Here is a 24,682-nt window from a genome sequence, read left to right on the forward strand (position 1 = left end):
GTTGGGCGTATAAATTTGGATACTGTTTCCGGCATTGGGCGGAAATTTTTGTAGAAAAGGTTTAAGTTTATTTTTCCAGACTTCGCTATGCATAAAACTTGCAGATAGATTTACTTAATTTCTCCTCATACGGAATTTAGGTAATTCGGGGACAAAGCAAATAATACGTCCTGACCAAAAATCTATTAATCTTAGTAGCACTATGTGTTTTGGATCAGGATTTAAGTAAGGGTAGAAATAAGCAGGCAAAATATTACCTAAGAATATACGCCCCCTTCTAAAACAGGCTACCAGTATAACATAAATGGCAAACGGCTTATTAACTATAAAATAATTACCATTCTAAGGTCATTTTTCGGAAGGGTTCTTTGGGTAGATAGTCATACTGGCAACTAATTGTATGGCTCATTTACCTGTATTGTTTTCTAATTAGAAGATTCTTCTGGAATTCTTCCAACTCTCTTTTATGAATGAAGGGCTTAGATTGGCTAAGTTTCATGACTTGCTGCTATTAAATCTGATCTTAACCAGGTGATATAAGTAAACTAAAGGATACAAAATTGTTCTACCGGAATGTATAAAAAAAGAGGGGCTGTTTACCCCTCTCCTATTTTCTAATTCCGAGATATATGAATAATACTTAATTAGCCGGGCTGTTGCCCTCCGTGGCTTTGGGGCGGCTTTGCTGCATGGGATTAGAGCCGGCCGCAGAACCGCGGGGTAACCGTTGTTCTTTAAACAGCTCAAATTTAGAAGGCTGATTTTCCCGCGGCCAGCTATTATTCGATTCGTCTATATCGGCGGTTTCGCGCAACGGATCTAGTTTTACGCTTTTAACCTCTTTGCTTTTGGCAAATACCTTCGTCACTTTTTCTTCGTTTTTCCGCCAGATGTAAGCCGGTACGCGTTCTATTTCGGTCGTTCCGTCGGAGTACGTCCACTCCAGAATCAAGGGCATTACCAGGCCGCCAATATTCTGGAAATTTAGTTCGTAAAAATAAGTTTTGTTCTGGTATAAAGCTTTTTGCGCCGGATTAAGCGAATTATAGTACCGGGTAAATTCTTCTTTCGACGAGGCCGTTACCGCATCAGGATCGTACTTGTTGTAAAAATCGAGTAAACTGGTATCCTGCTCAACGGCAAATTTAATGCCGGCACTGCGGTTACGGCTTTGGCTAAGGGAGGTGTTCTCGCGTTGGCGGTTGCGGCGGGCCTCTACGTTTTCAATCTCCGGATTCTTCGTATCGAGGCGGAAATAGCGCATGTTGGTAATGGCAATATCTACCGGGTCGGTTCCGTAGAACCAAGCGCGCCAGAACCAATCTAAATCAATGGCCGAGGCATCTTCCATGGTCCGGAAAAAATCGGCGGGCGTGGGGTGTTTAAAGGCCCAGCGGCGCGAATATTCTTTAAAAGCATAATCGAATAATTCGCGGCCCATTACGGTTTCGCGCAAAATATTAAGCGCGGTTGCGGGCTTGGCGTAGGCATTCGGACCAAACCTGATTATATTTTCAGAGTTGGTCATGATGGGCTCCAACTGATCTTTGGGCAACTTCATGTAATCGACAATTTTGTGGGCCGGACCGCGCTGCGCCGGGTAATTGTTGTCGAATTCCATTTCGGCCAGGTATTGCAAAAAGGTATTCAGGCCCTCGTCCATCCAGGTCCACTGCCGCTCATCGGAGTTTACAATCATTGGGAAAAAATTGTGTCCAACTTCGTGAATGATAACGCCAATCATGCCGTATTTGGTTGCTTCGGAATACGTACCGTCTTTTTCCGCACGACCGTAGTTAAAGCAAATCATGGGATATTCCATACCGTTATTGGCTTCTACCGAAATGGCTACCGGGTACGGGTACGGAATGCTATGTTTAGAATACGATTGCAGCGTGTGCGCCACTACTTTGGTAGAATACCGGTTGTAAAGCGGGTAAGCCTCCGGCCCGTAATACGACATGGCCATTACTTTTTTCCCTTCGATGTTTGTAGCCATAGCATCCCAAACCAACCGTCGGCTCGCCACAAAAGCAAAGTCGCGCACGTTGCTGGCCACGTAGGTCCAGGTCTTCTTGTTTTTAGCTTTGCCTTTCATGGTTTGGCGGGCTTCAGCTAAGGTAACTACTTCTACAGGGGCTTTAGCGGTTTGGGCCTGATTCCAGCGTTTAAGCTGCGCGGCCGTAAGTACCTGGTTATAATTCTGGCACTCGCCGGTAGCCCCAATCACGTGGTCGGCGGGAGCGGTAATATTTACTTTAAAATTACCAAAAGTTAAAGCAAACTCGCCGGTACCGGTAAACTGCTTATTTTGCCAGCCCTGGAAATCAGAATAAACGGCCAGGCGGGGGTACCACTGCGCAATGGTGTACAGGTTATTGCCGTCTTCCGGAAAATATTCGTAACCGCCCCGGCCACCAATGGTTTGGCGGTCCGAAATATTGTAAGACCAGTCTACCTTAAACCGGAAGCGCTCGCCGGGACTTAACGTATTGGGCATTTCAATGCGCATCATGGTTTGATTAATGGTATAGCGCAGGTTTTTACCGTTGGCATCGGTTACTTTTTTAATTTTAACACCTAAATCTTGCCCATGCCCCATAATGCCTTGCAAGTCCCGCATCGACATTTTCTCTTTCATCTGGCTTTCGTTAAAGCTTTGGTTGTCGCTTTTGGGGTCGTGCTCGTTTTCGTCGAGTTGCAGCCAAATATAAGTAAGCGGGTCGGGCGAGTTATTAAAATAGGTAACCGTTTCGGAACCGGTAATGCGCCGTTGCTCATCGTCTAGTTCTACGTTTATATCGTAATCGGCGCGTTGTTGCCAGTATCTGGGTCCGGGCGCCCCCGATGCCGAGCGGTACATGTTGGGGTCGTGCATTAAGGTACCCAACTGCTCAAATTTATTGCCGTGGTTAGACCCCGGATTATTCTGGTGCTGCGCCCAAGCCCCGGTAGCCAAGCCCAGCAGCAGGCCAATCGATAATATTTTTTTAGACATGAATAAACGAATAATTTAAGAAAACAAAGCCCCTACCCGCGACAAAACCATGGTTAAGGCAATACCAAAAATAGCTGATGATAGAAACAGCGTCCACTCCCGGCGGGCAACTTTAAAAACTTCTAAGATAAAAAAGGTTAGTATAAGCGTAAATAAAACAATTACCAACTGCCCTACTTCTAAGCCTACATTAAACGCCAGCAACTGGAATATAATTTCTTTACCCAGCAAACTTTTGAGGTAGTTAGAAAACCCCATGCCGTGGATTAAACCAAACAACAAGGCTAAAAAATATGTAGCCCGCGGGTTAGGCTGGCGCGAAGTAAAACTTTTTTTAGGCAAAATATTGGCCAGGGTGGTGCAAAGGATTGTTACCGGAATCAGGAACTCAATTAAAGGCATAGAAACCGGTAAAAAGTTAAAAACACTTAAAGCCAGCGTTATGGAGTGACCAACTGTAAATGCTGTAACTAATATTACCACCCGCCGCCATTCGTACCAGGTATATATCCCGCAAAGGGCCACTACAAATAAAATATGATCGTACCCCTGCCAATCCAGAATATGTGCAATACCTAATTTAAAATAAAGGAGGAAGTCCTGCAAAACGGTACTTTTTGATTAATTTGGCACAAAAATAGCGCTTTAGGTGTTAATTTGAAATTAAAAATCACATGTTTCCTATATTTTTAGTCAATCTCCTGTTACTTTTTCACCCGTTTTTTGTAAGTGTAACGGAGGTAACGCACAATGCTAAAACCAAAAATCTGGAAATTAGCTGCAAAATATTTTTTAACGATTTGGAAGCCGCGCTCGAGAAACAAAATAAAACCCAGCTCGATATTTTAAAACCAGCGCAACGCGAACGCATCGACCCGCTTCTAAACAATTATTTACAACAACATTTTGGGGTTAAAATAAACGGCAAGCCGGTTGCACTTAAATATTTGGGTTACGAGATAGAACAGGATGCGGCCTGGTGCTACCTGGAAGGGCCAGCCGTAAATAAGATTAAACAGATTGAAATTAAAAACGATATTCTGTTTCAGGAACACGACACCCAAACCAATTTATTGCACATTACCGTAAACGGTAACCGCAAAAGCACCAAACTAGATAACCCCGAAAGTATTTTTAAAACCAGCTTCTGATTTAAATATTAAAGCAATTTAGTATTCATGCTTCTAATTGAATATCGTGCCATGGGGGGCTATTACTGCCAATTCTGAAGCTTTTGAATAATTTTCTTATTTAGGAACGTAAGTCCCCAGGCAAAGCTGGTGCTATTAAATTTTAAGGTTTATAATGATAACTCTCGCCCCAGGTCATTAACAAGCGGGGATAATCTGATTTTTGCAAGCGCACGTACGTCAGCCAGTAAGGCTCCCGGTGATCAATGCTGTGGCCCATTTCGTTTTCGTGACCGGTAATGACCAGCTTGGGGTTGAAACCCTTAACCAAGCGCGTTATATCAGTTGTCCAGCAATTAGGCAACACCACATCTACCGGCCATTTCCCTTTTATTTGGTCAATCCAGGTTAAATCTTCCAGATTAGACTGATCGCCGGTTTGAGAAAAAGTCATTCCTTCGGGAGTGGTAACCAGCGGAATATTATTCAGGATATTTTTGCCCTGGTGACCGGGCAATATAACTATTTTGAGGCTGGCTTTATTCTGTAAAGGCAAGGTATGCACCACCTCCGGATTGCGTTCCAAATGCTGTATATGGTTGTAAATAGGTTTATTTTCCCAAACACCCGGCGGCGTTATTACGGGTTTGCTGCTGTTAATAAACTGCTGCGCTACCCATTCATCGGCATGGTCGCCGTGAAAATGACTGATAAACAAAGCATCGCATTCGCTTATTATTTTATTCATGATAGAATCCGGTAAAGCAAAACCTTCGGCTTTCGCCGAATAAGCCCGCACCAAATCGAACGCGATGGTTACGGTAGCCGTTTTTACCACAAAGCCGTGGTTGTACAGCTTCCAGATTACGGCACCTTTGCGCACTTTGGTTTGGGCAATATTTTGTGCAGCCTGACCAATACGTTGGTGAAAGAAATGCTGCACATTCGGCCGTTTGGCCGCATTTGGCTCGTGCAGCACATTATCGAGCAAGAGCAAAGCCTGGCGCCGTTCGTCCGGCTCTTTTGTTTGGGGCTTATGTTTGGTTAATATTTTGGTTACTAAATCTAAACTGTGTTTTGCCTGCTGATTTAGAAAACCATCCGGATCTTCCCACCAGTTTAGCTTCTCTTCCGTTAGTTTTACCTGCGCCTTCGCGGAAAAAATGAAACTGCTCGTAAAAAGCATAACCAGCAACGGTATCCGGAAGAAATACAGCATACAGCACTTAGTAAAATTAACCAGAGAATATTTTGTTCGCTTCCTTTATATCAGGTATATCAGGCCAATAGAATTGTTAAAGCTTATCTCTAATAAAAATTTAGATCTTATTCCTATCCGGCATAAGTTACCCCAGTATTTCCTAAATTTTGAGTTTAAATAATTTTTTGGCGTTGTCGTAAAGTAGTTTGCGTTCTATTTTTTTGCTGGGCGATAATTTACGGATAGCCGCAATGGTCTGAGCACCCTGGCAAGCTTCGCCCTGGCCGGCGGTATCGGCACAGTCGCTGCCGTAAATTAATTTATCCTGGTGGCGTTTTATAAATTCGCGGGCGTGCTCTTCGTCGCGGGTAAGGGCGCTTAAACCCGATCCGCCCGACATATCGGCGTACATATTGGGGTAATCGCGCAGTAGCCGATCGGTTAAGCCGCCGGGCGTTACTTTGGTTTTGGGATACAATATGTTTTGGTCGGTATGGCTTTTATCGATATTGGCCCACCACGTTTGCGAATGCCCCAGGAAATTTACTTTGGGGTATTTCTCCAGCATTTTATGGAACCGCTCAAAACCCCAGTTATACATTTTGTGCTGCCAATGCATAATTACCGGTACATCGTAGGCCTGGGCCAATGCATATATTTTCTGCATTTCCGGTGAATCGCATTCAATATTAAATTTTAATTCGCCGATAACCGGTGCGCCCAACTTTAAATACTTTTCTATTTCCGGAATCGCATTGGGTACATCGGGTACTTCGTTGGCGCCAAACAAGAACTCTTTGGGGTACTGCTGGGCTACTTTATAACAAGCTTCGTTGGCAGTAGCTTTGGCTTGCAAGCCGTTAGAAACCCCGTAGTGGGTAGAGCCAGAACTTACCGGATGACCTGAAGGCAATAAAATGGTGGTGGTTATGCCCATGGCCCGCTGGTGGGCTACAAGTTGGTCGGTGGTAAGGCCATGATAATCGGTGTGCTGGTGAATATCGATGATGGGTTCAGCGGCGGGTGCGCTCAGCAAACTGCCGGCATTAAGTTTTAACGCCGATCCGGCTATTAAAAGACTGGTGCCGGCCAAAAAATCGCGCCGGGTAAAGGTTTTACTTGTAGCCATTATTCAGGTTTGTGCTTGTATAAAAAACCAGAACCCGCCGCTGCTTTATAAATTAAATAAAATGTATAGCCGCCAGGCTGGCCTGTTTTACCGTTTAGTTATGGCCAAATGTATAAACTTTATCCCCTATAAATCAAGGCCCAACCGGCGGCTAAGCTTACTTTTTGAGCATTTCTTTAATATTATATATATATCTGTATAAACGCTAACTTTCCGGAAGCAATATTCTGAAAAAGATACCGGAGTTTTATTTCACCTGGGTCCACCAGGTAGTAAATTGCTGCGCTTGGTTTTGCAGGTATACGGGTTCGCCAATAATGGGCGTTACCAGCGGAATGGTAGCAGCCTGGTTTAAAGCCGTAATTTGGGCTAAAGGTTCTGACCAGGCATGATTGGCCATGGCAAACTTACCTGAATGCACCGGAAATAATCTTTTTGCTTTTAAATCTTTGGCAGCTTGTAAAACTTCTTCCGGGTGCATGTGAATATATTTCCAGGCTGCATTGTACTGTCCGTTTTCCAGAATAGCTAAATCTATGGGTCCATGTTGGTTACCTACTTCAGCAAAATGGGTATCGTAGCCGCTATCGCCGCCAATGTATATTTTCTGGGTGGGCGTTTGTATTAAAAAGGAAAGCCAGAGCGTATTGTTGCGGGAAAATCCCCGGCCCGAAAAATGGCGCGTTGGCACGGTGTAAACCACAAAACCGCTATCCAGTACCGCTTTTTCGTACCAATCTTTTTCCAGGATATTTTCGGGGGCAAAGCCCCAGTGCTCTAAATGACTGCCTACGCCCAATCCGCAAATAACTTTCTTTGTTTTTGTTTTTAATTTACGCAGCGTTTCAAAATCTACGTGGTCGTAATGGTCGTGGGAGATAAACAAATAATCTATGGCGGGTAAATCATCTACGGTATACCGGTTGGTGCCTTTAAAAGCTTTGTTACTGCCCGGCACCGGCGAAGCGTTATTGCTAAAAACCGGGTCTACCAATAGGCGTTTACCATTAAGCTGCATAAAATAAGACGAATGCCCAAACCAGATTAATACATCCTGATCGGGTGGTAAACGTAGCAAATCAGTTTTAGTACTTGGTATATTTCCGGCCGGCTCGCGGTTGGCGACTCGCTTAAACAAAAAATCCACCATTACGCCCAGCATGTTAAAACCTTCGGTTAGTTCTGGGGTTTGGTGGATGTTCTGAAACTGGCCGTTGTGGTAGTGCGGCGATTTTTTAATTCTTTCCAGGCGTTGGCCGCTGGGGCTTTTACCAAACAGCGGTTGGCGCATATAAAAGAAAGTAACCAAACCCAGTAACGCAACGAGTGTTAGTAATACTAACATACTTTTTTTAAATATTTTAAATACTTTGTTTTTCATACATAAGACCCAGCCGGCATTAATCCTTCCGGTGGGTAAAAGCAAATTATTTATTGGCTGCCCGCTACGGAGAAGTCAACTAAATGAAATGAGTTAAATAATTTTATAAACATCAGCTACCGGAAAGTGGCCTGATACTGAACTTGTTTAGTGTTTTGTAAAATAGCAGGAACCGCTCCCATTGGTGGTGTTATCACCGCCAATATTTTAGCTTCTGCCGGACTACTTGCCGGTGAAAACACGCGGCAAGGGCAAATGCTAATACCATTTACAAAACCCTAAACAGCTTCTCTGCTTTAGAAATGCAATAATAAAAATGCCGAAAGCCTTCCTGACGGATTCTTTCGGACATTTTACTAACCAAAAATCAAAACAACAATTTTGTAAAAGCAGCTTTTAAATTGATGCGCGCCTAACTTTTAAGAGCGGTTAAAAATTCGTGGCTCAACGGCGAAACCGCTGAACCAAAATAATGGGTTAACTCGCCGGTTTCGTTTATCAGGTATTTGCTGAAATTCCAATCAGGTTGGTGTTCGTTCCAGCCATTTTGCCTGGCTTGGGTAAGCCACTGGTAAACCGGGTTTTGGGCATCGCCTTTTACAACCGAACTTTTTTTAACCAACGGAAAAGTAACCCCGTAGTTTACCTGGCAGAACTGCGCAATTTCCGCATCATTGCTTTTTTCCTGTTCCTGAAAATCGTTAGCCGGGAAACCCAGTATAACCAGGTTATTCTGGTTTTGTACGTGCAGTTGCTGCAGTTCTTCGTACTGACCGGTATAGCCGCAATTAGAAGCCGTATTTACCAACACTATCTTTTTGTTTTTAAACTGGCTAAAGTCTAATAGCTGCCCATTGTTCTGGGTAACTTTCAGGTCATAAAAAGATTGGATGGGTTTAGCGCCATTGACATTCTTTAGAATTTTGCCCCGGCCGCCCGGCGACTTACTCAGCCGCATAATTAAGGGGTATAACTTTTTTAGTAATACTTGTTTAAAGGTCATTTCTTATAGATTAAGTAGCTGCACAAAATAATTTGTATTTAAAAATTACGTGAGCTATTTAGTTTAAAAATAATATTCTGAGCACCGGTACTCCTAAATTATTTACTCCGGGGTAATAGCTTTGATTGTTTCAAATACCTGGTTAAACATACTTCTGAGTTCTTCTACGGGTCGGTCTTGTAAGCCTAAACGGCAAAGCAACTGAAACGGAATATGAATAGCTTGTTGTCGCAACTGTGTGCCGGCATCAGTTAACGCAACCACCAAGTTTCTTTCGTCGGTTTTGGAGCGCTGCCGGGTAATAAGCTTTTTAGCTTCTAATTTTTTAAGCAAAGGCGTTAAGGTACCACTATCCAGCTTCAGGCGATTGCCTAACTTTTTCACGTTCAATGTTTCTTGTTCCCACAAAACCAACATAACCAGGTACTGCGGGTACGTAAGACCCAGCGGTTCTAATAAAGGGCGATATAAATTAGTAATAGCCCTGGCCGCCGCATAAAACTGAAAGCAAATTTGCTCCTCCAACAATAAAATATTCTCTTCCTGCTGTTGCATGAAGCAAATTTAGTTTAAAATTAAATTGTATACAATTTAATAGCGTATTATTTAGATTAATATCTATAAACTTGAGTTCATGTTGCTTAAGCTATACCAAAGCTATTTGCTACTAAGCTTAAAAGGTTTAAATACTTAAATTGCAAAGCGCAATTTTCCTTCTTTACATATATTTAAAGCGCGAAAAATAAACCCGGAAAAGCGTAAACCCAACGCAAGCCGGTATCCATCGTATTATTAGCATGCGCCAGGTTTAGGTAAGCAATATAGTTTACTGGCTAAATCAGTAAATCTAAACGTAAATTTTTTATCTAAATAATTTACCGGCAATGTTGTATTTAACTTTAAGACTTAGGATTTATTCTTACTGATTTTTAATGGTTTAATCTAAATTATTACGGTTACAGATTTAGATACTACTTTAAGGCTATACATCACCAGCTTAGATTTTTTATTATTTATTAAGTTTTAACCTCAATGCCATATTTTCTAAAACACGCTTTTACACCTCTTCGATCAACTGTATTCTTTTTCTATATTCTATTATTCCTGGGCTTCGCCTTACCGGTAACAGCCCAATTGCTCCCTACCGATACCACCCAAAATCAAGTTCAGGTAACACCAACCTGGCCGGAAGATTCTTTGGGCCGGCGTACGCCCCGGGGTACCGTACAAGGTTTTATCAAAGCGGTTGCCGATGAGAATTACCAAAAGGCGGCCGGCTACCTCCATCTCGATTCTACACTTAAGACAAACCAGAATGGCGTACAGCTCGCCCAGGCGTTGCAACGCTTACTCGATAAAAATGGCCATATTTTTCCGTATTCCTGGATTAGTGACGAACCGGAAGGCCTAAAAGGTGATAATTTAGGCCTTGGCCTGGACCGCGTAGGAACTGCTACCGTGAACAACGAACAATTTGACATATTGCTGGTAAATAGAGCCGATTCGGTAAGCGGTCCTATTTGGCTGTTCTCTTCCGAAACCATCCAGCGAGTGCCCCTGAAAATAGAAGAGCCAGCCGGTACCCAACTCGTAAAAAAAGTTTCGCCGGATATATTAAAAGTGAGAAAATGGGGTGGCGTACCCATTGGCCATTGGCTAGCCGTGGTCTTGCTTATTGCCACAGCATATTTATTGGCTTGGGGTATAACGGCATTTTTTCTTTTCTTCATACCATTGGTTTGGCACAAAGCCCGCATAGAACCTACTACCGGCATTATAAAAGCCTTTTCGCTCCCCATCCGAATTTATTTATCTATCTGGATATTTGTGGTAGCCTGCCAGGAAGCAGGTATTTCCATTATAATCCGGCAGCGCTTTAGCGATATTACCGTAATTGTTGGTTTGATAGCCTTGCTCTTGTTGCTTTGGCAGTTACTTGATTTTATTACCCGGTTTTTTGAAAAACGCATGGGCCGCCACGGTAACCAGGCTGGGGTTTCGGCCATATTGTTTTTACGCCGGGCAGCAAAAATTGCAATTGTTATATTTGGTACAATTATTATTCTCGATACGTTTGGGTTTGATGTAACAACTGGTTTGGCCGCTTTGGGTATTGGTGGTATTGCTTTAGCCTTGGGTGCCCAAAAAACGGTAGAGAACTTTGTGGGTAGCGTAACCCTGATAACCGACCAGCCGGTACGCGTAGGTGATTTTTGTAAAGTAGGTGATATTTTGGGAACCGTTGAGCAGATTGGCATGCGTTCTACCCGCCTCCGAACCTTAGACCGCACCATTGTTACCATACCCAATGGCGAACTATCGTCCCTGAAAATCGAGAACTTTGCCCACCGCGACCGGTTTTGGTTTCATCCTAAATTTGGTTTACGCTTCGAAACTACCCCCGATCAAATCCGGTATTTACTCGTAGAATTGCGGTCTATCTTGTATGCGCACCCCAAAGTAGACCCGAATCCCGCGCGTATACGCTTTGTAGAAATTGGAGCTGATTCTTTAGTTCTGGATGTTTTTGCCTATATCAATGCCAAAGATAACGACGAGTTTTTGGAAGTGCAGGAAGACTTATTTCTGCGCATGATAGATGTAATAAACGCGAGTGGCAGTGGTTTTGCCTTTCCGTCGCAAACACTTTACCTGGCCCGCGACCCGGAATGGCCCAAAGAGAAAGCCGCCGCTGCCGAAGAGCAGGTACGCCAATGGCGCGAAGCCGGAGAAATGCAAATTCCAAGTTTTGAGCCCGAACGAATCCAAAATTTAAGAAATACCATTGCTTATCCGCCCGAAGGCTCCAGCCGGTACACCCCGGATAAAGGCGTATAACTGGTATTTAACATTGCAATAAATAAAGGTAAACTCAATAAACCGCTTAAAACATTCCTATAAGTTGTGGCCGATTATATAATTAACTTAAATATTTAACTATACTGGATACCGGAATAAGGCTAGTTAAAAAGCACCTATTAAGGTATCCAGTATAATTAAACCTCCATTTAATTACCGGTATGTTAATCAAACGTTAACTTATATTATTTACATTTTTTTAATGACAAATACAGATTTTTTTAATAATTTTGGACTATTAAACCGAAATGGTCGAAAATGGAAAAACTGAGTAAAGATGAAGTAATTAAAGCCGAAATTTTAAAGGGCGGGCAAAAGCTTTTTCAGCAATATGGTTTAAATAAAACCACCATGGAAGATATTGCCAAAAGCATTGGCAAAGGCAAAAGTACGCTTTATTACTACTTTAAAAGTAAAGAAGAAATTTTTCAGGAAGTGATAGAAATGGAAATGCAGCACGTTTTTGAGGCTACCGAAAAAGCTGTTGAAAATGCCACTACCGCTCCCGAAAAGCTAAAAGCATACGCAATTACCAAAATAAGAGAAAGCAGAACCCGAAAAAATTTATATAATATTATCCGGTTAGAATTACCTAACAGTTTCCAGTTGGTTTTTGAGCTGCGGAAAAAGTTTAGTACCCGCGAATTTAATATTGTCCGGAATATTCTGGAAATTGGTGTTAAACATAAAGAATGTATGAACTTGCAAGACGGCGATTTAGATATTATTGCCAGCGTTATTGTAAGTGCCTTACGCGGCGTAGAAGTAGATTTAGCTATAGAAAATAATTATCCGAATTTAGAAACCCGGTATGAGGTAATTACAGCCGTTCTACTGAATGGCCTGAAACCTCAATGTTAACCACCTCTCTTATTAAAATCTTATTCTTTTAAATTCTGCAGGATATTTTCGTAAAACGGCTTCTGGTTTTACCATGCGGCTATTAGCTGAATAAAGCAGCGATATTTATATTATCTAACAGCGTTTATCATATTCTGCACCAAGCCGTAAACTTTCCCTTTTTTATTCATCAGCCAGTTAAATAAATCGTAACCCAAAACGGCGCAAATAACACCAAAAAACACGTCTAGTACATAGTGGTGCGAAGAGTACACCGCGGCAAACCAGATACCCAGCATAATAAACCCGAAGAAAACATTTAGCCAACCCATTTTATTCCGGATACCAAATATTAATACCAGCACCGGGTAAGCCGAGTGCAACGACGGCATAGCCGCAAATACATTAGAACTTTTGGCGTAAATGCCATTAAAAATATTTACATTAAAAAAGCTATCAAATCGGGCTAGGCCAGCTGTATTGCCGGGCGTTCCTGGCAAAAAATCGAAACCGTATTGCTGTACATACCAGGGCGGCGCTGCCGGATAAACGTAATAAACCACAAAACCCAGCAGGTTTACCAACAGGAAAGTAAGCGAAAAATAAAAAAATTGGGTCTTGTTTTTTACGAATAAATAGGTGGCAAAAGCCAGGGGCACCGGAATCCAGGTTAAGTAAAATAATCCCGAAATTACATCCAGAAAGCTATTGGTATGGGCCAGCCAGTACTCGTTGGGCGTTACTGTTTGGCCCTGAAAATTGATACCAAAAATGTTTTTTTCAATCTGGTATAAATCCTGAATATGCACCGGGTTAAACCAATAATTGGGAAAAGCTTTCATAAAATCGAAAAGCACCCAAAACAAAATAAATATGGAAAACCCCTTCACAAATTTGCGGGTAGCCAAGGATATAAAAAACAGCCCATTAACTAAACCAACCAATAATAGTTGCTCGGGTTTAAAGCCAATTAAAAGGTAAGCCGCTAATAAATAAACGAGCGAAAGTGCAATAACCACCCAAGCTTCCTGGTTAAGTTTTACTTTAGATTCTTTTGGGGCAATGCGGCTGGATGTATTGAACATGAAATTAGTTAAAAATCAGATCTAAAAATTTTATCCCACAACGGCGAGCTCACCCCATAGCCTTTGTCGGCATCTGAATAATGGTGCAGCATGTGGTGCTTTTTTAATTTTTGCCAGAAAGGATGCCTAAAGTTAAAGTGATGCAAGGCGTAGTGCGAAATATCATAAATAAGGTAACCTAAAATAAAGCCAGCAAAAAAGGCATACAAAATACCCTGGGCTAATACCAGCGAAAACAAACCGTAAAAACCCAAAGCCATGGGAATACTTGCCGATGGCGGCATAACCAAGCGTTTGGCATCGTTGGGGTAATCGTGGTGCACACCATGAAAAATAAAATGAATGCGCTGGCCCCATTTAGAGGTTGGCTGGTAATGGAATACAAAGCGGTGCAACACGTATTCGGCCAGGCTCCAGAATAAAAGTCCTAACCCAAAATAACCGATAAAAACCGGCACACTTAAATTGCCGGGGGCAAGAGCTTTCCAGCCAAAATAAAATATTACGGGTAGGTAAACGTACAAAGGCACCGAAAAATGCACCTTCGACAAGGCTTCCATCCAGTCGTACTTAAACATCCGGACAGATTCTTTGGAATTAGATACAAAATTCTTTTTCATTATACTTAAGGTTTAAACCGCCGGGTAACTACTTTATCGCTGCCGGGCTCCTTACCTATTAAATCTACGTGCACCACATTGGGTACCCAAAAAGTACCGCCCTGAATACGGACAAAAACCCGGTTTAGAATTGATTGTTTTTGATTGATTTGGGTATAAACGTGGTACTTGCCATCAGCTCCTTTTTGTAGATACAAGGGCAATTTTGCGTAGCAAACAAATTTTAATTCAAACTTTTCGGGGCCTAACTTTTTTACGTTCAGGCCATAGGCAAACTTTTGTTGAATATAGCTTAAATCGCGCCGCTCTCCTTTTTCGGCGTACCGGATCCAATATATTTTAACGGGCTCTTTTTCGATTATTTCACCTTCGCTATTCAGGTTCAGTTCATAAATTACCGTATTGATATTGGGGTCACGCTGTACGTAAAACAGCAGGTTTTTAATGCCTTTGGGAACTGGCAAGGTATCGGTCTGTACGGTGGTAAATTCCCGCCCAGTAAGGCCATTTGCCAGCGCCGGTTTAAAGAGGCCAGTCATACCCAAAGTGGTTAGCAGCACTATCAGTAAATTCTTCATGCAATTTTGCCGAGTGTTCTTTCCTTTTTATTTGCTTCTTTTATTGTCAACGCTTTTTTCGCATCAAACAAACGGTTTATAGCTGTAATATTGGCCAGTACTGCCAAAAAGGTTATGGGCAAGGTAAAAATGGACATGGTTTCGAAGACATGAAACGGAATACCCGGCAAGAATAATTTATAATCGCCGCCCAGGTAATAACTGCTTACCCCACAAGCAATAGCCGATACCCCCACCAAAACTACCCGCTCGGGGCGTTGCATTAAACCGCCCTTACACTCAATGCCTAAACCTTCGGCGCGGGCCCGGGTGTAGCTTACCATCATAGAACCAATTAAGGCAATAAAAGCAAACAGCGAACTCAAAAAATAATGGTGGGAAATTAAATAGTAGCAAATGCCCAGAAACATAATCAGTTCGCTGTAGCGGTCCAGCACCGAATCGAAAAGGGCACCGAATGTAGAACCCATATTGCCTAAGCGGGCTACCTGGCCATCCAGCATATCAAACAAACCAGCAAATAAAACCAAGGCGCCGGCCCAGCCCACGTAAGACAAATCGCCGCGGTTACCTTCTTCGGCCCCCAGAATAAAAATAGCGGCCACCCCAATATTTAAAATGAGCCCGGTTACGGTAACAGCATTGGGCGTAAATCCTATTTTAATCAGCAACCGGACAAAAGGATTTATAATTTTATAAATGCCTTGTTGCAAAATATCTCTGAACTTAGATGCTTGCATACTATTTTTAATTAAAAATCGAATTTAAACCGGCCCCGGATACCTAACTCCGAAACGTTGGGATGATCCAGATAAGAAAACCGCTTTACCAGATCTACCCGGAAAAATTTAAAAATATTGCCAATGCCCACACTACCTTCTATATACGGTTTCTTTTCGAGGGTGTAAGTAATGGGCGCACCCTGCGCATCTACCGGTAATCTTAATAAGCCATGGTTGTTAGCCGGCCGGTTTTCTTCGCGCAGGCCGCCGTACAATACTTTTATCGTAGCAAATTCGCGCAGCTTGGTTTTCTTTATTAAAGGCAGTTTGTTAAAGATAAACCCGTTAAACGTGTGGTCTAAAGTAATACTGGCGTACTGGTCGCTTACAAATTCCAGGAAATTCATGAGGTTGTACGATTGCATCTGATACGAATACGTTTGGTTGGCCCGGTGAATACCCAATAAAGGAAACGGTGCCTGCCCAAAAATATAACCACCCTCGGCTACGGCATCGGTGTACCCTAACTGCGACAGACCAAACCGTTTAAATATATTTAAGGAAACGTTCTGGTAATTATACTGCCCATCGAGCAAGCCTTTTACCCCAGCTATGCCCCGCAAAGTAAATACCGGATATTTGTTTACAAAGGGCGTCCGGTAAAGTTTACCCTGGAAGAATTTTTCGTTGGGTGCCCACCGCAATTCCAACATAACCTCGGCGGTGGTTACATTGTTAACCAACTCTGTTTTGCCTTCGGCATTTACTTTCTCGTACACTAGGCTACCGGCCGGGCTCTGCTCCCATCTTTTTAACCCCAAACGGTACGAAAAATGGTTTTCATATTCGTGCAGGTATTCCAGGTTAAAGGTTTTATTATACAGCCATTTATCGTTGTTGCCCCGTTTAAACGATAACAGGAAATTATCTTCCTGCACAAATTGTAATTCCTGGCCTGGTATTTTGGTATCCTGCTGGTAACTTACCCGCAAGGAGCGCACCGGAAATTCAAAGATAGATCGGTTGGTAAAAGAGTAAGAACCGCCTAAGTAATATTTTACTTTTTCGTCTTTAAAGCCGTAAGCCGCGTAGGTTTCTAAGTTAATTTTTTTACTAAACGTATTGGTGGTGCGGCCGCCAAACCGCAGCCGAAAACCTTCGACCGGGTTAAAAGAATAAAAAGCATTAAGCGGACCAATCTCTACGTACGGGCCGGCTTTTTTATAGCCCGCAATAAAAGCGGTAAGCCAATCGGCGGTTCTTTTAAAACTGCGGTCGTTGCTTAATCTTTGAATATTGGCATAAGTATTTCTTTCGGCTGTTGTTAAAGAATCGGGGCGGCTTTCCTGCCAGAGGGCATTATTTTGCTCTTCCGCAGCAGCTTTTTCCGGTGCCAACGGCACTACCGCTAAACCCGCGTATAAACTATCCGGTCGGCTTTTGCCAGTTACGTAATTTTTAAAATGTAAAGTACGGGTGCCGTACATACCGGCCGTTCCGTTAGCCAGGAGGCCAAAGTTGGCCCGCAACTCACTTTTGGCCAAATTATATTTGCTTTCACTGCTTTTATCAAAATCGAGTTTGATGTTTAAATCCCGGACCCAGTTAATATTTACGCTTTTGCTGATGCCCATTTCTACTTTTTTCACGGCATAGCGGCCGTCCTGGGTTACGTAAAGCTGACCCTGAAACAAGAAGTCAGTTTTATTTCGGGGTTCAAACGAAAGTTCTATCAGTTTATCGCCGTTTATATGTAAAGTATCGGTAATAAAAAACTTATAAAAAGTAGGGGCCATATCGGCAATCGGGCTTAAAAACTGGCTGGTAACTACCGTAATATTGTTTTGGTAAATATCTATATCTTGGTATAAATGTTTAAAATAATCGTTTACTCCTTTTACACTCAGGTACTCGCCAAAATCAACTTTCTTTTCGGCTTTAATAAAAGTTTTCTTTTTATCGGGGTGCGCGCGCCGGTAGTTTTCCGAAACAATTTCGGTTAGATAAAATGGCAAAAGCGCCCGCCCTTTTAACGTAGTCGTGTCGAGGTTTTCGGTTAAGAAAGGAAATTTACGGAGCATGAAATTCTTGCGCAGCTTTTCCGGCGTATTCACCAAAGAAAACTGCATTTTTTCGTATTGCTCATACTCCACAAAGTTGTAACTGGCCAGGCGGTTTTGGGCTTTGTGGTCGATTACCAACCGGATTAAATCTACGGCCGGGTTATCTTTATTTTTATAACGTGCTCTTTTGGCCGAAATAACCACTTCGTTCAGCGCCTTAGAATCGGTTTCGAGTTTTATATTGATTTCCTGCACCACGCCCGGGGTTACATTGCGCGAAACGGTTTTAAACCCGATGTAAGAAAATTGTACTTTCGTTAAATTCCGGGAGGTTTTTAAAACATAAGTACCATCTATATCGGTAGCGGTACCCACTTCACTATCCTGGAAGTATACCGAAACGCCAATCAGCGGCTCGTTGGTAAGGGCATCGGTTATTTTACCTTTAATAACGGTGGGTGGGGTTTGGGCCATTGCCAACAAAGGCCCCAGCAGCCAAAGCAGGCCGCTAAATATAAGTACACGCCGGTACTTATAATATATATAACTATTGAAAGACATATCTCTTTTGAAGTAAATAATTGTAGAAAAGGCCAACCAGCAGCGAAATGGTGATTTTAGAAAGTATATAGTTTAAAGAGAGCAAGTGCGTAAGCACATAAACTCCTGCTGCATTTAATAAGAGGTTACCTAACCAAACGAGTAAGTATTTTACGGCCTGGGCCGGTATATTTTTATGAGTAGCGGCAAAAACCCAGTTCCGGTTCAGGGCAAAGTTTATAATGCCGCCCGACACCGTACCCGCCACACTACCAGGAACATACCGCCAACCCAGCAGCTCCACTGCCATAATGGTCACCAGGAAATCAACCAATGACGCTACCAAAGAGGCCGCCTGGGATTTAATAAAGGTGAACATTTAAATTAACGGTAAACGTAAGAGTATAAAAATTTGTAAAGTTAAATTTGCCAATATCCCCGCCAACACATCATCCAGCATCACGCCCCAGCCGCCCCGCATATTCTCCGCTTTCCGGATAAATAACGGTTTGGCAATGTCGAAGTAGCGAAACAAAACAAGCGCCGTAAACAGTGCAGGTAAAGTAACCGGCACCCACAGCAAACTAATGCACATGCCGGCTACCTCATCTATCACTACTTTTTTATTGTCCTTTCCCCACAAAGGCTCCATGGCATCGGCCGACCAAACACCTAAAAAGGTGATGAGTACGGTTATAAACACTTGCAGGGAAATATTTTCATTTCCGCCGGCCTGGGCCAGGTACCAGCAGAGGCACGTAAACAAAGCTGCTACCGTACCGCCGCCGTTCCTTATGTAGCCTATACCCAGACTGGTGGAAATGATTTTGTGTAGCATTATTACATTACTTCGGCCAAGTCCTGATAATAGTCTAAACCTAAGTGGGTTATCAGGTCTTCGCCCATCAGGTGGCGCAGGGTATTTTGTAATTTAATTAACTGCTTAAAAATATCGTGTTCCGGACGTAATTCCGGGGCCGTTTGCGGCGACTTAAAATAAAACGACAACCATTCCTGAATACCGCTCATGTCGGCGCGCTGGGCCAAATCCATAAACAAAGCTAAATCCAACACAATGGGCGCCGCCAAGATAGAATCGCGGCACAAAAAGTTAATTTTAATCTGCATCTGGTAACCCAGCCAGCCAAAAATATCGATGTTGTCCCAGCTTTCTTTGTTGTCGCCGTGAGGCGGATAGTAGTTAATCCGGATTTTGTGGTAAATATCACCGTATAATTCCGGGTTATCATCGGGGCGCAGAATATCTTCCAGTACACCTAACTTAGATACTTCTTTGGTTTTAAAGTTATCCGGGTCGTCGAGTACCCAGCCATCGCGGTTACCCAAAATATTAGAAGAGAACCAACCCTTAATACCCAAAGCACGGGCTTGCAAGCCAGGGGCCAAAATGGTTTTCATTAAGGTTTGGCCGGTTTTAAAATCTTTACCGCCAATGGCTACGCCATTTTCTTTGGCCAATTGCACCAAGGCCGGAATATCGCAGGTTAAGTTAGGCGCACCATTAGCAAAAGGCACGCCCAGTTTTATGGCGGCGTACGCATAAATCATGGAAGGCGCAATTTCCGGGTGATTATCCCGCAGGCCCTGCTCAAAGCTTTCGATGGTGGCGTGTACAGCACTTTCCTCTAAATATATTTCGGTAGAGCCGCACCAAACAATAACCAACCGGCTGCAATCATTAGCTTCTTTAAAATTCTGGATATCGTCCATTAAAGCCAAGGCCAAATCGTATTTGGTAGCCGCTTCTTTTACGTTGGTTCCATCCAGGTTTTTTGCGTAGGCTTTATCAAATACCGCTTTCATGGGTACTATTTTCTCCAGCTCGGGCTTTACGGCCTGCAATAAACCGGGTTCCAGCACTTTGGCGTTTACAGCCGCCTCGTATACGTTATCTTTGTACACATCCCAGCCGCCAAATACAATATCCTGCAGGTTAGCCAATGGCACAAAATCTTTAATTAGCGGAAAACGGTTTTCAGTTCTTTTGCCTAACCGGATGTTGCCCATCTGGCTAAGAGAACCTACCGGCTGCGATAATCCTTTTTTTATTGCTTCTACGCCGGCAATAAAGGTGGTGGCTACGGCGCCCAGGCCGGGCAACAGCACGCCCAAGCGCCCTTCTGCCGGTTTTATTTCGTATTTCATATAGATTTATTAATTGATTTTAATTTTAAATTCTTTTTTATATTTTAAAGCCATTTATGTTTGGTATACCACTGCAATGTTTGCGTAAGGCCCTTTTCCAGATCGTAAGCTGGCTGGTAACTTAATTCGGTTTCAGCTTTTTCTATGCTGCAAAACCAGTTTTCGGCCGTTAATTCATTTAATTTTTCTTTATTCAGGGCCGGCAAATTTTCTTTGTGGCGGTACCATTTTTCCAGAAATAAAGCTACCAGGTTTACCAAGGGCAAAGGCAAGTGCAGCCGCCACGCTTTTTTACCTAAAAGTTTTTTGGTGTAATCTGCCAGGGCATACCGGCCGTACTTTTTCCCATCCGAAATATTATAAGCGGTATGCACCGGCCGGGCATTTAAAGCGTTTAAAACCACTTGGGCCAAATCTTTTACATAAACAAAACTAAACTGCTGTTGTCCCCGGCCAATATACGGGTCCAGGCCTTGTTTAATGGTTTTAAAGATGATAAAAATATCTTTTTCCAGGGGCCCGTATACCGCCGTAGGCCTTAAAATAACCCAAGGCAAATTTTTAAAGGCCAAAAGGTGTTTTTCGGCGAGTAATTTGCTTTTGCCATAAGCCGTTACCGGATTAGGTGGCGTATCTTCGGATATTGGCTGGGTATTGTTATAAGCCACCGGGCCAATCGCCGCCAGGCTACTGATAAAAACAAATTTTTTCAGCGGAATATTGGCGATAGCCGCTGCCTGGGCCAAATTACGGGTATATTGAGCATTAATGGTAGTATATTCCTCGTTAGTTTTGGCTTTGGTAACCCCAGCTGCATGAATAATATATTGTACCGGGTATTTTTCCAGTTGCAATTTCAAGGCTTCTATATCTGTAAAATCCAGCTCAGTATAGCGTATATCTAATGCTTTTAACTGCGCTGTTTTACTGGTTGGCCGGATAGCCGCTACCACTTCCAGTTGATTAGATAAAGCTGCTTGGATTAAATGATACCCCACAAAGCCCGTTGCTCCCGTAATTAATACCCGTTCTTTCATAGCGCCTGCTCGTATATCCGGTAGGTTTTGTATGGGTTTCCGTTCAGGTTTTGCAAGGCCTGGTTCATCATTACATTGTTTTCCAGAATCCAGGAAGCTTCGGCCATTTGCATGTTTTTCTCCCGGTATTTTTGTATAAGCGATCCGTAAAAGCAAGCTTCAATGCCCAGTTTGCGGTAACCTTCCAGCACGCCTAAAGTAATAATTCTAATACCGGTAATTTTTTTAAGCCCGAATAATAGCTTGAAGATACCCGTTGGCAGCAACCGCCCACGCTTAATTTTTTTCTGAATCTGGTTAATGTCCGGTATAGCCAGCGAAAACCCAATTACTTTACCGTTGTGCTCGGCCAGCATACAAAAATCGGGGTCCAGTACCAGCTTTAAATCCTTTGCCAGGTGGTTAAACTCGGCGGGCGTCATGGGCACAAATCCCAGGTTTTTTTCCCAGGCATGGTTGTACACGTCCAGCACTTTGGCCACTTCCGCTTTAAAATCTTTTAGGTTTATGGGCCGGATAATAATGTTCTTCTGGGCTAAACGCTGCTTAATAACGTCTGTCATCCGGAAAGATTTATCGTTATACTGGCTTTCCAAAAACTGATAAGCGTATAAATCAACCTTTTTTTGTAAACCCAGTTTTTCCATAAAATCCGCGTAATACGGTGGGTTATAGGGCATCATGGCCACCGGCGAGCTGTCGAAACCTTTAATTAACAGGCCGCAAGTTTCATTGGTAGAAAAATTAGTAGGGCCAATAATATTTTGTACACCTTTTTGTAGCAACCATTTTCTTGCCTCGGCCAGCAATATTTGGGCTACTGCTAAATCGTTAGTCGTTTCAAAAAAGCCGAAAAAACCATCGTTGGCCTTATTAAACACATTGTAGTTATTGTTTAAAATAGCCGCAATGCGCCCTACTACTTTTTTCTGCCCATAAGCCAAAAAAAGCTGTACTTCCGAATGGTCGTGGAAAGGGTGTTTACCAGGAGTGAGCAAATCGCGCTGCGCTATATAAAGCTCCGGCACATAGTACGGATCGGCTTTATATAAGTCGTGCGGAAAGTCGATAAAGGCTTTTAGCTCGGCAGCTGATTTAACCGATACTACCTGGTACATACTGTTCCTGTAACTTGTTTATTTCTAATTCCCGGAAAGATTGCGCTAATTTATCAACGGCTTCGTCTATCTGAGCAAAAGTATGGGAAGCCATAATAGACAGCCGGATTAGCGTAGAATTGGCCGGAACCGCCGGCGAAACTACCGGGTTTACAAAAATACCGGCATCTTGTAAAACGCGGGTTAACTTAAATGTTTTATCATTATCGCGTACATACACGGGTATTACGGGCGTTTCGGTGGGCCCTAAATCAAACCCTTCTTCCCGCAGCAGCTTGGTGGCATAGTGGGTATTGGCCCATAGCCCATCAATCCGCTCCGGCTCCGACTGAATAATATCCAAAGCCGCCAGCGTGCTGGCCACCGAGGCCGGCGACATACTAGCACTAAATATTAAAGAGCGGGCGTGGTGTTTCAGGTACTGGATGGTATCAGCATCGCTGGCAATAAAGCCGCCCAACGACGCTAAAGATTTGCTAAACGTGCCCATAATTAAATCTACCTCATCGGGTAAGCCAAAATGAGAAGCGGTACCGGCCCCGTTTTCCCCAATTACCCCTAAACTATGGGCATCATCTACCATAATACTGGCACCGTAACGGTCGGCCAAGGCTACAATTTCGGGCAGTTTTACAATATCACCTTCCATACTAAAAATGCCGTCAACCACAATCAGCTTTATGGCATCCAGGGGCAAGCGGCTTAGTTTTTGCTCCAAATCGGCCATGTTGTTGTGGCGGTACTTCAGCGTTTTAGAAAAAGAAAGCCGACTACCGTCGATAATGGAAGCGTGGTTGTATTCGTCCAGAATAATATAATCGTTACGGCCGGTTAAGCTGGATATTACGCCCAGGTTTACCTGGTAGCCGGTACTAAAAACAATTGCTTCATCTTTTCCCACAAAGGCCGCTAACCTGCTTTCCAGTTCCAGGTGAATATCCAGGGTGCCGTTTAAAAACCGAGAGCCGGCACAGCCCGAGCCATAAACATCGATGGCGCGTTTGGCCGCTTCTTTTATTTTAGGATGATTGGTAAGCCCCAGGTAAGAGTTAGAGCCAAACATTAATACTTTCTTACCATTCATCAGCACTTCGGTATCCTGGGCCGAGGTAATGGACCGGAAATAAGGATAATTTCCTTCGATGGTGGCGCGCTGAGCAGCCAGATAAGCCTCACTCCTTTCCCGGGCAATCAGGCGCTCCCGTAATTTATTTTTCATGATGGGTAAAATTTAAACCTTCGTATATAGGGAAAAGATTTTATGGGTTAATATGCTTTTTATTTAATAAAACTACCTTTTTGCCGGCAGGGTAATCAAGGCAATAGTTAAAGGCTTTGGGGGTAGCTAAGAACAGAAGATTAAAGCAACCTTTACTTTGAACCGGAATATGCCTGGGAATATTTTTAGCAGTAGTATCGCGGAGCGGTATTACGGGCTTTAATAACTTATGCTGATTTATGTTCATAAACAGTACGCTTAAGGAATAGCGTTACCAGCTAAATACTTCTTTTTTAAAGAAGCTTGTTTTAATCTGGTATAATATGCGGCCCAATATTTGGCCAGACCTTTACCAGCACTTTCTTTTCTGCAATTTTTTGCCTGGACCAGCTATCCTTTATAAATTATTTAAATATTAGCCGGCCGCCACTAACTTACCTCAGTTGTAATGCGCTCTTATTACAAATTACAATATGAAGTTAACCTTTAGCGAAAAAGTAAAAAATTAAAATCGTCTTTTTTTGCGGCTTTAATGTCGCATTATCTTGTTTACCGTTGTATATGACCAACTCAAGTAAACAATTAGACCATATCCGTTTTTCGGTCCAAAATTATCAAAAATAAGTTAATTAAAAAAAACTACAGCATAAAAGTTTATTCATTTTGTCAAATATTTAACTATTAAATATAGTACTAGCTTAGATTATAATTATTTTCTAAAGCCAAGTACCATTTTAGGATTAATATTACAGTATTTATTTACCAGCCCACGAGAATTTTAAAGACAATTATTGGCAGAAAATTACCGTTATATGCTATTAGCTGTTAATATTTTCAAATCTAAAAAATCATTGAACAAAGCTGAGTGCAGATTTAATACCAAATTGTATAAATGTTCTGTCATAGGAATAAAATACGTCATCTTGGCAGGAACAATTGCGTAGAAAAAAAGTAGGTAACTCCCGCCTTACTGGTTGCTACCGATAAGACATG

Annotated in this window: 21 protein-coding genes; 3 read left to right on the forward strand and 18 right to left on the reverse strand. The window is 42.7% G+C overall.

What is annotated here, in order from left to right; all coding sequences use genetic code 11:
- Positions 1-640: 640 nt before the first annotated feature.
- Both ACO1R6_RS00205 and ACO1R6_RS00210 read right to left on the reverse strand, forming a co-directional pair.
- Positions 641-2,998 (reverse strand): M1 family metallopeptidase, encoded by a 2,358-nt coding sequence (locus ACO1R6_RS00205; protein ID WP_486261265.1) that lies wholly within the window; start codon positions 2,996-2,998, stop codon positions 641-643.
- Positions 2,999-3,013: 15 nt separating this feature from the next.
- Positions 3,014-3,604, reverse strand: a complete 591-nt coding sequence (locus tag ACO1R6_RS00210; RefSeq protein WP_486261267.1) for a HupE/UreJ family protein — start codon at positions 3,602-3,604, stop codon at positions 3,014-3,016.
- A 68-nt stretch (positions 3,605-3,672) separates the two neighbouring features.
- On the opposite strand from ACO1R6_RS00210, the gene ACO1R6_RS00215 reads away from it, so the two are divergent.
- A complete protein-coding gene (locus ACO1R6_RS00215) occupies positions 3,673-4,149 on the forward strand; it encodes a DUF6702 family protein (RefSeq protein WP_486261269.1) in 477 nt (158 codons plus the stop codon).
- A gap of 142 nt (positions 4,150-4,291) precedes the next feature.
- Here ACO1R6_RS00215 and ACO1R6_RS00220 read toward each other — a convergent pair whose 3' ends face one another.
- The 5 genes from ACO1R6_RS00220 to ACO1R6_RS00240 form a co-directional block, all read right to left on the reverse strand.
- On the reverse strand, positions 4,292-5,347 hold the full coding sequence (locus ACO1R6_RS00220; RefSeq protein WP_486261271.1) for an MBL fold metallo-hydrolase: 1,056 nt from the start codon (positions 5,345-5,347) through the stop codon (positions 4,292-4,294).
- 142 nt (positions 5,348-5,489) lie between these two features.
- Positions 5,490-6,458, reverse strand: coding sequence for an amidohydrolase family protein (locus ACO1R6_RS00225; RefSeq protein ID WP_486261273.1), 969 nt, complete (start codon positions 6,456-6,458; stop codon positions 5,490-5,492).
- Positions 6,459-6,705: 247 nt separating this feature from the next.
- Positions 6,706-7,803 (reverse strand): MBL fold metallo-hydrolase, encoded by a 1,098-nt coding sequence (locus ACO1R6_RS00230; RefSeq protein WP_486261275.1) that lies wholly within the window; start codon positions 7,801-7,803, stop codon positions 6,706-6,708.
- 448 nt (positions 7,804-8,251) lie between these two features.
- Positions 8,252-8,842, reverse strand: coding sequence for a glutathione peroxidase (locus ACO1R6_RS00235; RefSeq protein ID WP_486261277.1), 591 nt, complete (start codon positions 8,840-8,842; stop codon positions 8,252-8,254).
- 102 nt (positions 8,843-8,944) lie between these two features.
- The gene (locus tag ACO1R6_RS00240; RefSeq protein ID WP_486261279.1) at positions 8,945-9,397 is read right to left on the reverse strand and encodes a MarR family winged helix-turn-helix transcriptional regulator; all 453 of its coding nucleotides are present in this window, start codon (positions 9,395-9,397) and stop codon (positions 8,945-8,947) included.
- Positions 9,398-9,874: 477 nt separating this feature from the next.
- Here ACO1R6_RS00240 and ACO1R6_RS00245 point away from each other — a divergent pair, with 477 nt between their 5' ends.
- Together ACO1R6_RS00245 and ACO1R6_RS00250 are read left to right on the forward strand one after the other, a co-directional pair.
- Entirely contained in the window at positions 9,875-11,680 is a 1,806-nt protein-coding gene (locus ACO1R6_RS00245) for a mechanosensitive ion channel family protein (protein WP_486261281.1), read from the forward strand.
- A 279-nt stretch (positions 11,681-11,959) separates the two neighbouring features.
- Positions 11,960-12,562, forward strand: coding sequence for a TetR/AcrR family transcriptional regulator (locus tag ACO1R6_RS00250; protein WP_486261283.1), 603 nt, complete (start codon positions 11,960-11,962; stop codon positions 12,560-12,562).
- Positions 12,563-12,672: 110 nt separating this feature from the next.
- On the opposite strand, the gene ACO1R6_RS00255 is transcribed toward ACO1R6_RS00250, so the two are convergent.
- The 11 genes from ACO1R6_RS00255 to spt are packed head-to-tail and all read right to left on the reverse strand — an operon-like array spanning position 12,673 to position 23,689.
- On the reverse strand, positions 12,673-13,626 hold the full coding sequence (locus ACO1R6_RS00255; RefSeq protein WP_486261285.1) for a phosphatase PAP2 family protein: 954 nt from the start codon (positions 13,624-13,626) through the stop codon (positions 12,673-12,675).
- Between the two features lie 8 nt (positions 13,627-13,634).
- Positions 13,635-14,246 (reverse strand): sterol desaturase family protein, encoded by a 612-nt coding sequence (locus tag ACO1R6_RS00260; protein ID WP_486261288.1) that lies wholly within the window; start codon positions 14,244-14,246, stop codon positions 13,635-13,637.
- 5 nt (positions 14,247-14,251) lie between these two features.
- Positions 14,252-14,824 (reverse strand): DUF4833 domain-containing protein, encoded by a 573-nt coding sequence (locus ACO1R6_RS00265; RefSeq protein WP_486261290.1) that lies wholly within the window; start codon positions 14,822-14,824, stop codon positions 14,252-14,254.
- The gene (locus ACO1R6_RS00270; RefSeq protein ID WP_486261292.1) at positions 14,821-15,564 is read right to left on the reverse strand and encodes a CDP-alcohol phosphatidyltransferase family protein; all 744 of its coding nucleotides are present in this window, start codon (positions 15,562-15,564) and stop codon (positions 14,821-14,823) included. Before ACO1R6_RS00270 ends, ACO1R6_RS00265 begins: the two co-directional genes overlap by 4 nt.
- A gap of 11 nt (positions 15,565-15,575) precedes the next feature.
- Positions 15,576-18,170 carry a DUF5686 and carboxypeptidase-like regulatory domain-containing protein gene (locus ACO1R6_RS00275; RefSeq protein ID WP_486261294.1) on the reverse strand — a complete coding sequence of 865 codons (2,595 nt, stop codon included), beginning with the start codon at positions 18,168-18,170 and terminating at the stop codon, positions 15,576-15,578.
- Entirely contained in the window at positions 18,157-18,528 is a 372-nt protein-coding gene (locus ACO1R6_RS00280; protein ID WP_486261296.1) for a GtrA family protein, read from the reverse strand. Before ACO1R6_RS00280 ends, ACO1R6_RS00275 begins: the two co-directional genes overlap by 14 nt.
- On the reverse strand, positions 18,529-18,987 hold the full coding sequence (locus ACO1R6_RS00285; protein WP_486261299.1) for a phosphatidylglycerophosphatase A family protein: 459 nt from the start codon (positions 18,985-18,987) through the stop codon (positions 18,529-18,531).
- Between the two features lie 2 nt (positions 18,988-18,989).
- Entirely contained in the window at positions 18,990-20,315 is a 1,326-nt protein-coding gene (locus tag ACO1R6_RS00290; RefSeq protein ID WP_486261301.1) for an inositol-3-phosphate synthase, read from the reverse strand.
- 44 nt (positions 20,316-20,359) lie between these two features.
- Complete coding sequence (locus tag ACO1R6_RS00295; RefSeq protein ID WP_486261303.1) at positions 20,360-21,352, reverse strand: NAD-dependent epimerase/dehydratase family protein; 993 nt, start codon at positions 21,350-21,352, stop codon at positions 20,360-20,362.
- Positions 21,349-22,470, reverse strand: coding sequence for a GNAT family N-acetyltransferase (locus ACO1R6_RS00300; protein WP_486261305.1), 1,122 nt, complete (start codon positions 22,468-22,470; stop codon positions 21,349-21,351). The genes ACO1R6_RS00295 and ACO1R6_RS00300 overlap by 4 nt, the downstream gene beginning before the upstream one ends.
- Positions 22,448-23,689 (reverse strand): serine palmitoyltransferase, encoded by a 1,242-nt coding sequence (spt, locus tag ACO1R6_RS00305; RefSeq protein WP_486261307.1) that lies wholly within the window; start codon positions 23,687-23,689, stop codon positions 22,448-22,450. The genes ACO1R6_RS00300 and spt overlap by 23 nt, the downstream gene beginning before the upstream one ends.
- Positions 23,690-24,682: the final 993 nt, after the last annotated feature.

It is taken from the genome of Adhaeribacter sp. (assembly GCF_057359045.1).

Excerpts from the sequence above, each read along its gene's own strand:
- ACO1R6_RS00225 (WP_486261273.1), bottom strand. The coding sequence starts at position 6,458 with ATGGCTACAAGTAAAACCTTTACCCGGCGCGATTTTTTGGCCGGCACC.
- ACO1R6_RS00220 (WP_486261271.1), bottom strand. The coding sequence starts at position 5,347 with ATGCTGTATTTCTTCCGGATACCGTTGCTGGTTATGCTTTTTACGAGC.
- ACO1R6_RS00300 (WP_486261305.1), bottom strand. The coding sequence starts at position 22,470 with ATGTACCAGGTAGTATCGGTTAAATCAGCTGCCGAGCTAAAAGCCTTT.
- ACO1R6_RS00260 (WP_486261288.1), bottom strand. The coding sequence starts at position 14,246 with ATGAAAAAGAATTTTGTATCTAATTCCAAAGAATCTGTCCGGATGTTT.
- ACO1R6_RS00255 (WP_486261285.1), bottom strand. The coding sequence starts at position 13,626 with ATGTTCAATACATCCAGCCGCATTGCCCCAAAAGAATCTAAAGTAAAA.
- ACO1R6_RS00290 (WP_486261301.1), bottom strand. The coding sequence starts at position 20,315 with ATGAAATACGAAATAAAACCGGCAGAAGGGCGCTTGGGCGTGCTGTTG.
- ACO1R6_RS00235 (WP_486261277.1), bottom strand. The coding sequence starts at position 8,842 with ATGACCTTTAAACAAGTATTACTAAAAAAGTTATACCCCTTAATTATG.
- ACO1R6_RS00270 (WP_486261292.1), bottom strand. The coding sequence starts at position 15,564 with ATGCAAGCATCTAAGTTCAGAGATATTTTGCAACAAGGCATTTATAAA.
- ACO1R6_RS00265 (WP_486261290.1), bottom strand. The coding sequence starts at position 14,824 with ATGAAGAATTTACTGATAGTGCTGCTAACCACTTTGGGTATGACTGGC.
- ACO1R6_RS00205 (WP_486261265.1), bottom strand. The coding sequence starts at position 2,998 with ATGTCTAAAAAAATATTATCGATTGGCCTGCTGCTGGGCTTGGCTACC.
- ACO1R6_RS00285 (WP_486261299.1), bottom strand. The coding sequence starts at position 18,987 with ATGCTACACAAAATCATTTCCACCAGTCTGGGTATAGGCTACATAAGG.
- ACO1R6_RS00295 (WP_486261303.1), bottom strand. The coding sequence starts at position 21,352 with ATGAAAGAACGGGTATTAATTACGGGAGCAACGGGCTTTGTGGGGTAT.
- ACO1R6_RS00275 (WP_486261294.1), bottom strand. The coding sequence starts at position 18,170 with ATGTCTTTCAATAGTTATATATATTATAAGTACCGGCGTGTACTTATA.
- ACO1R6_RS00250 (WP_486261283.1), top strand. The coding sequence starts at position 11,960 with ATGGAAAAACTGAGTAAAGATGAAGTAATTAAAGCCGAAATTTTAAAG.
- ACO1R6_RS00230 (WP_486261275.1), bottom strand. The coding sequence starts at position 7,803 with ATGTTAGTATTACTAACACTCGTTGCGTTACTGGGTTTGGTTACTTTC.
- ACO1R6_RS00215 (WP_486261269.1), top strand. The coding sequence starts at position 3,673 with ATGTTTCCTATATTTTTAGTCAATCTCCTGTTACTTTTTCACCCGTTT.
- ACO1R6_RS00280 (WP_486261296.1), bottom strand. The coding sequence starts at position 18,528 with ATGTTCACCTTTATTAAATCCCAGGCGGCCTCTTTGGTAGCGTCATTG.
- ACO1R6_RS00240 (WP_486261279.1), bottom strand. The coding sequence starts at position 9,397 with ATGCAACAGCAGGAAGAGAATATTTTATTGTTGGAGGAGCAAATTTGC.
- spt (WP_486261307.1), bottom strand. The coding sequence starts at position 23,689 with ATGAAAAATAAATTACGGGAGCGCCTGATTGCCCGGGAAAGGAGTGAG.
- ACO1R6_RS00245 (WP_486261281.1), top strand. The coding sequence starts at position 9,875 with ATGCCATATTTTCTAAAACACGCTTTTACACCTCTTCGATCAACTGTA.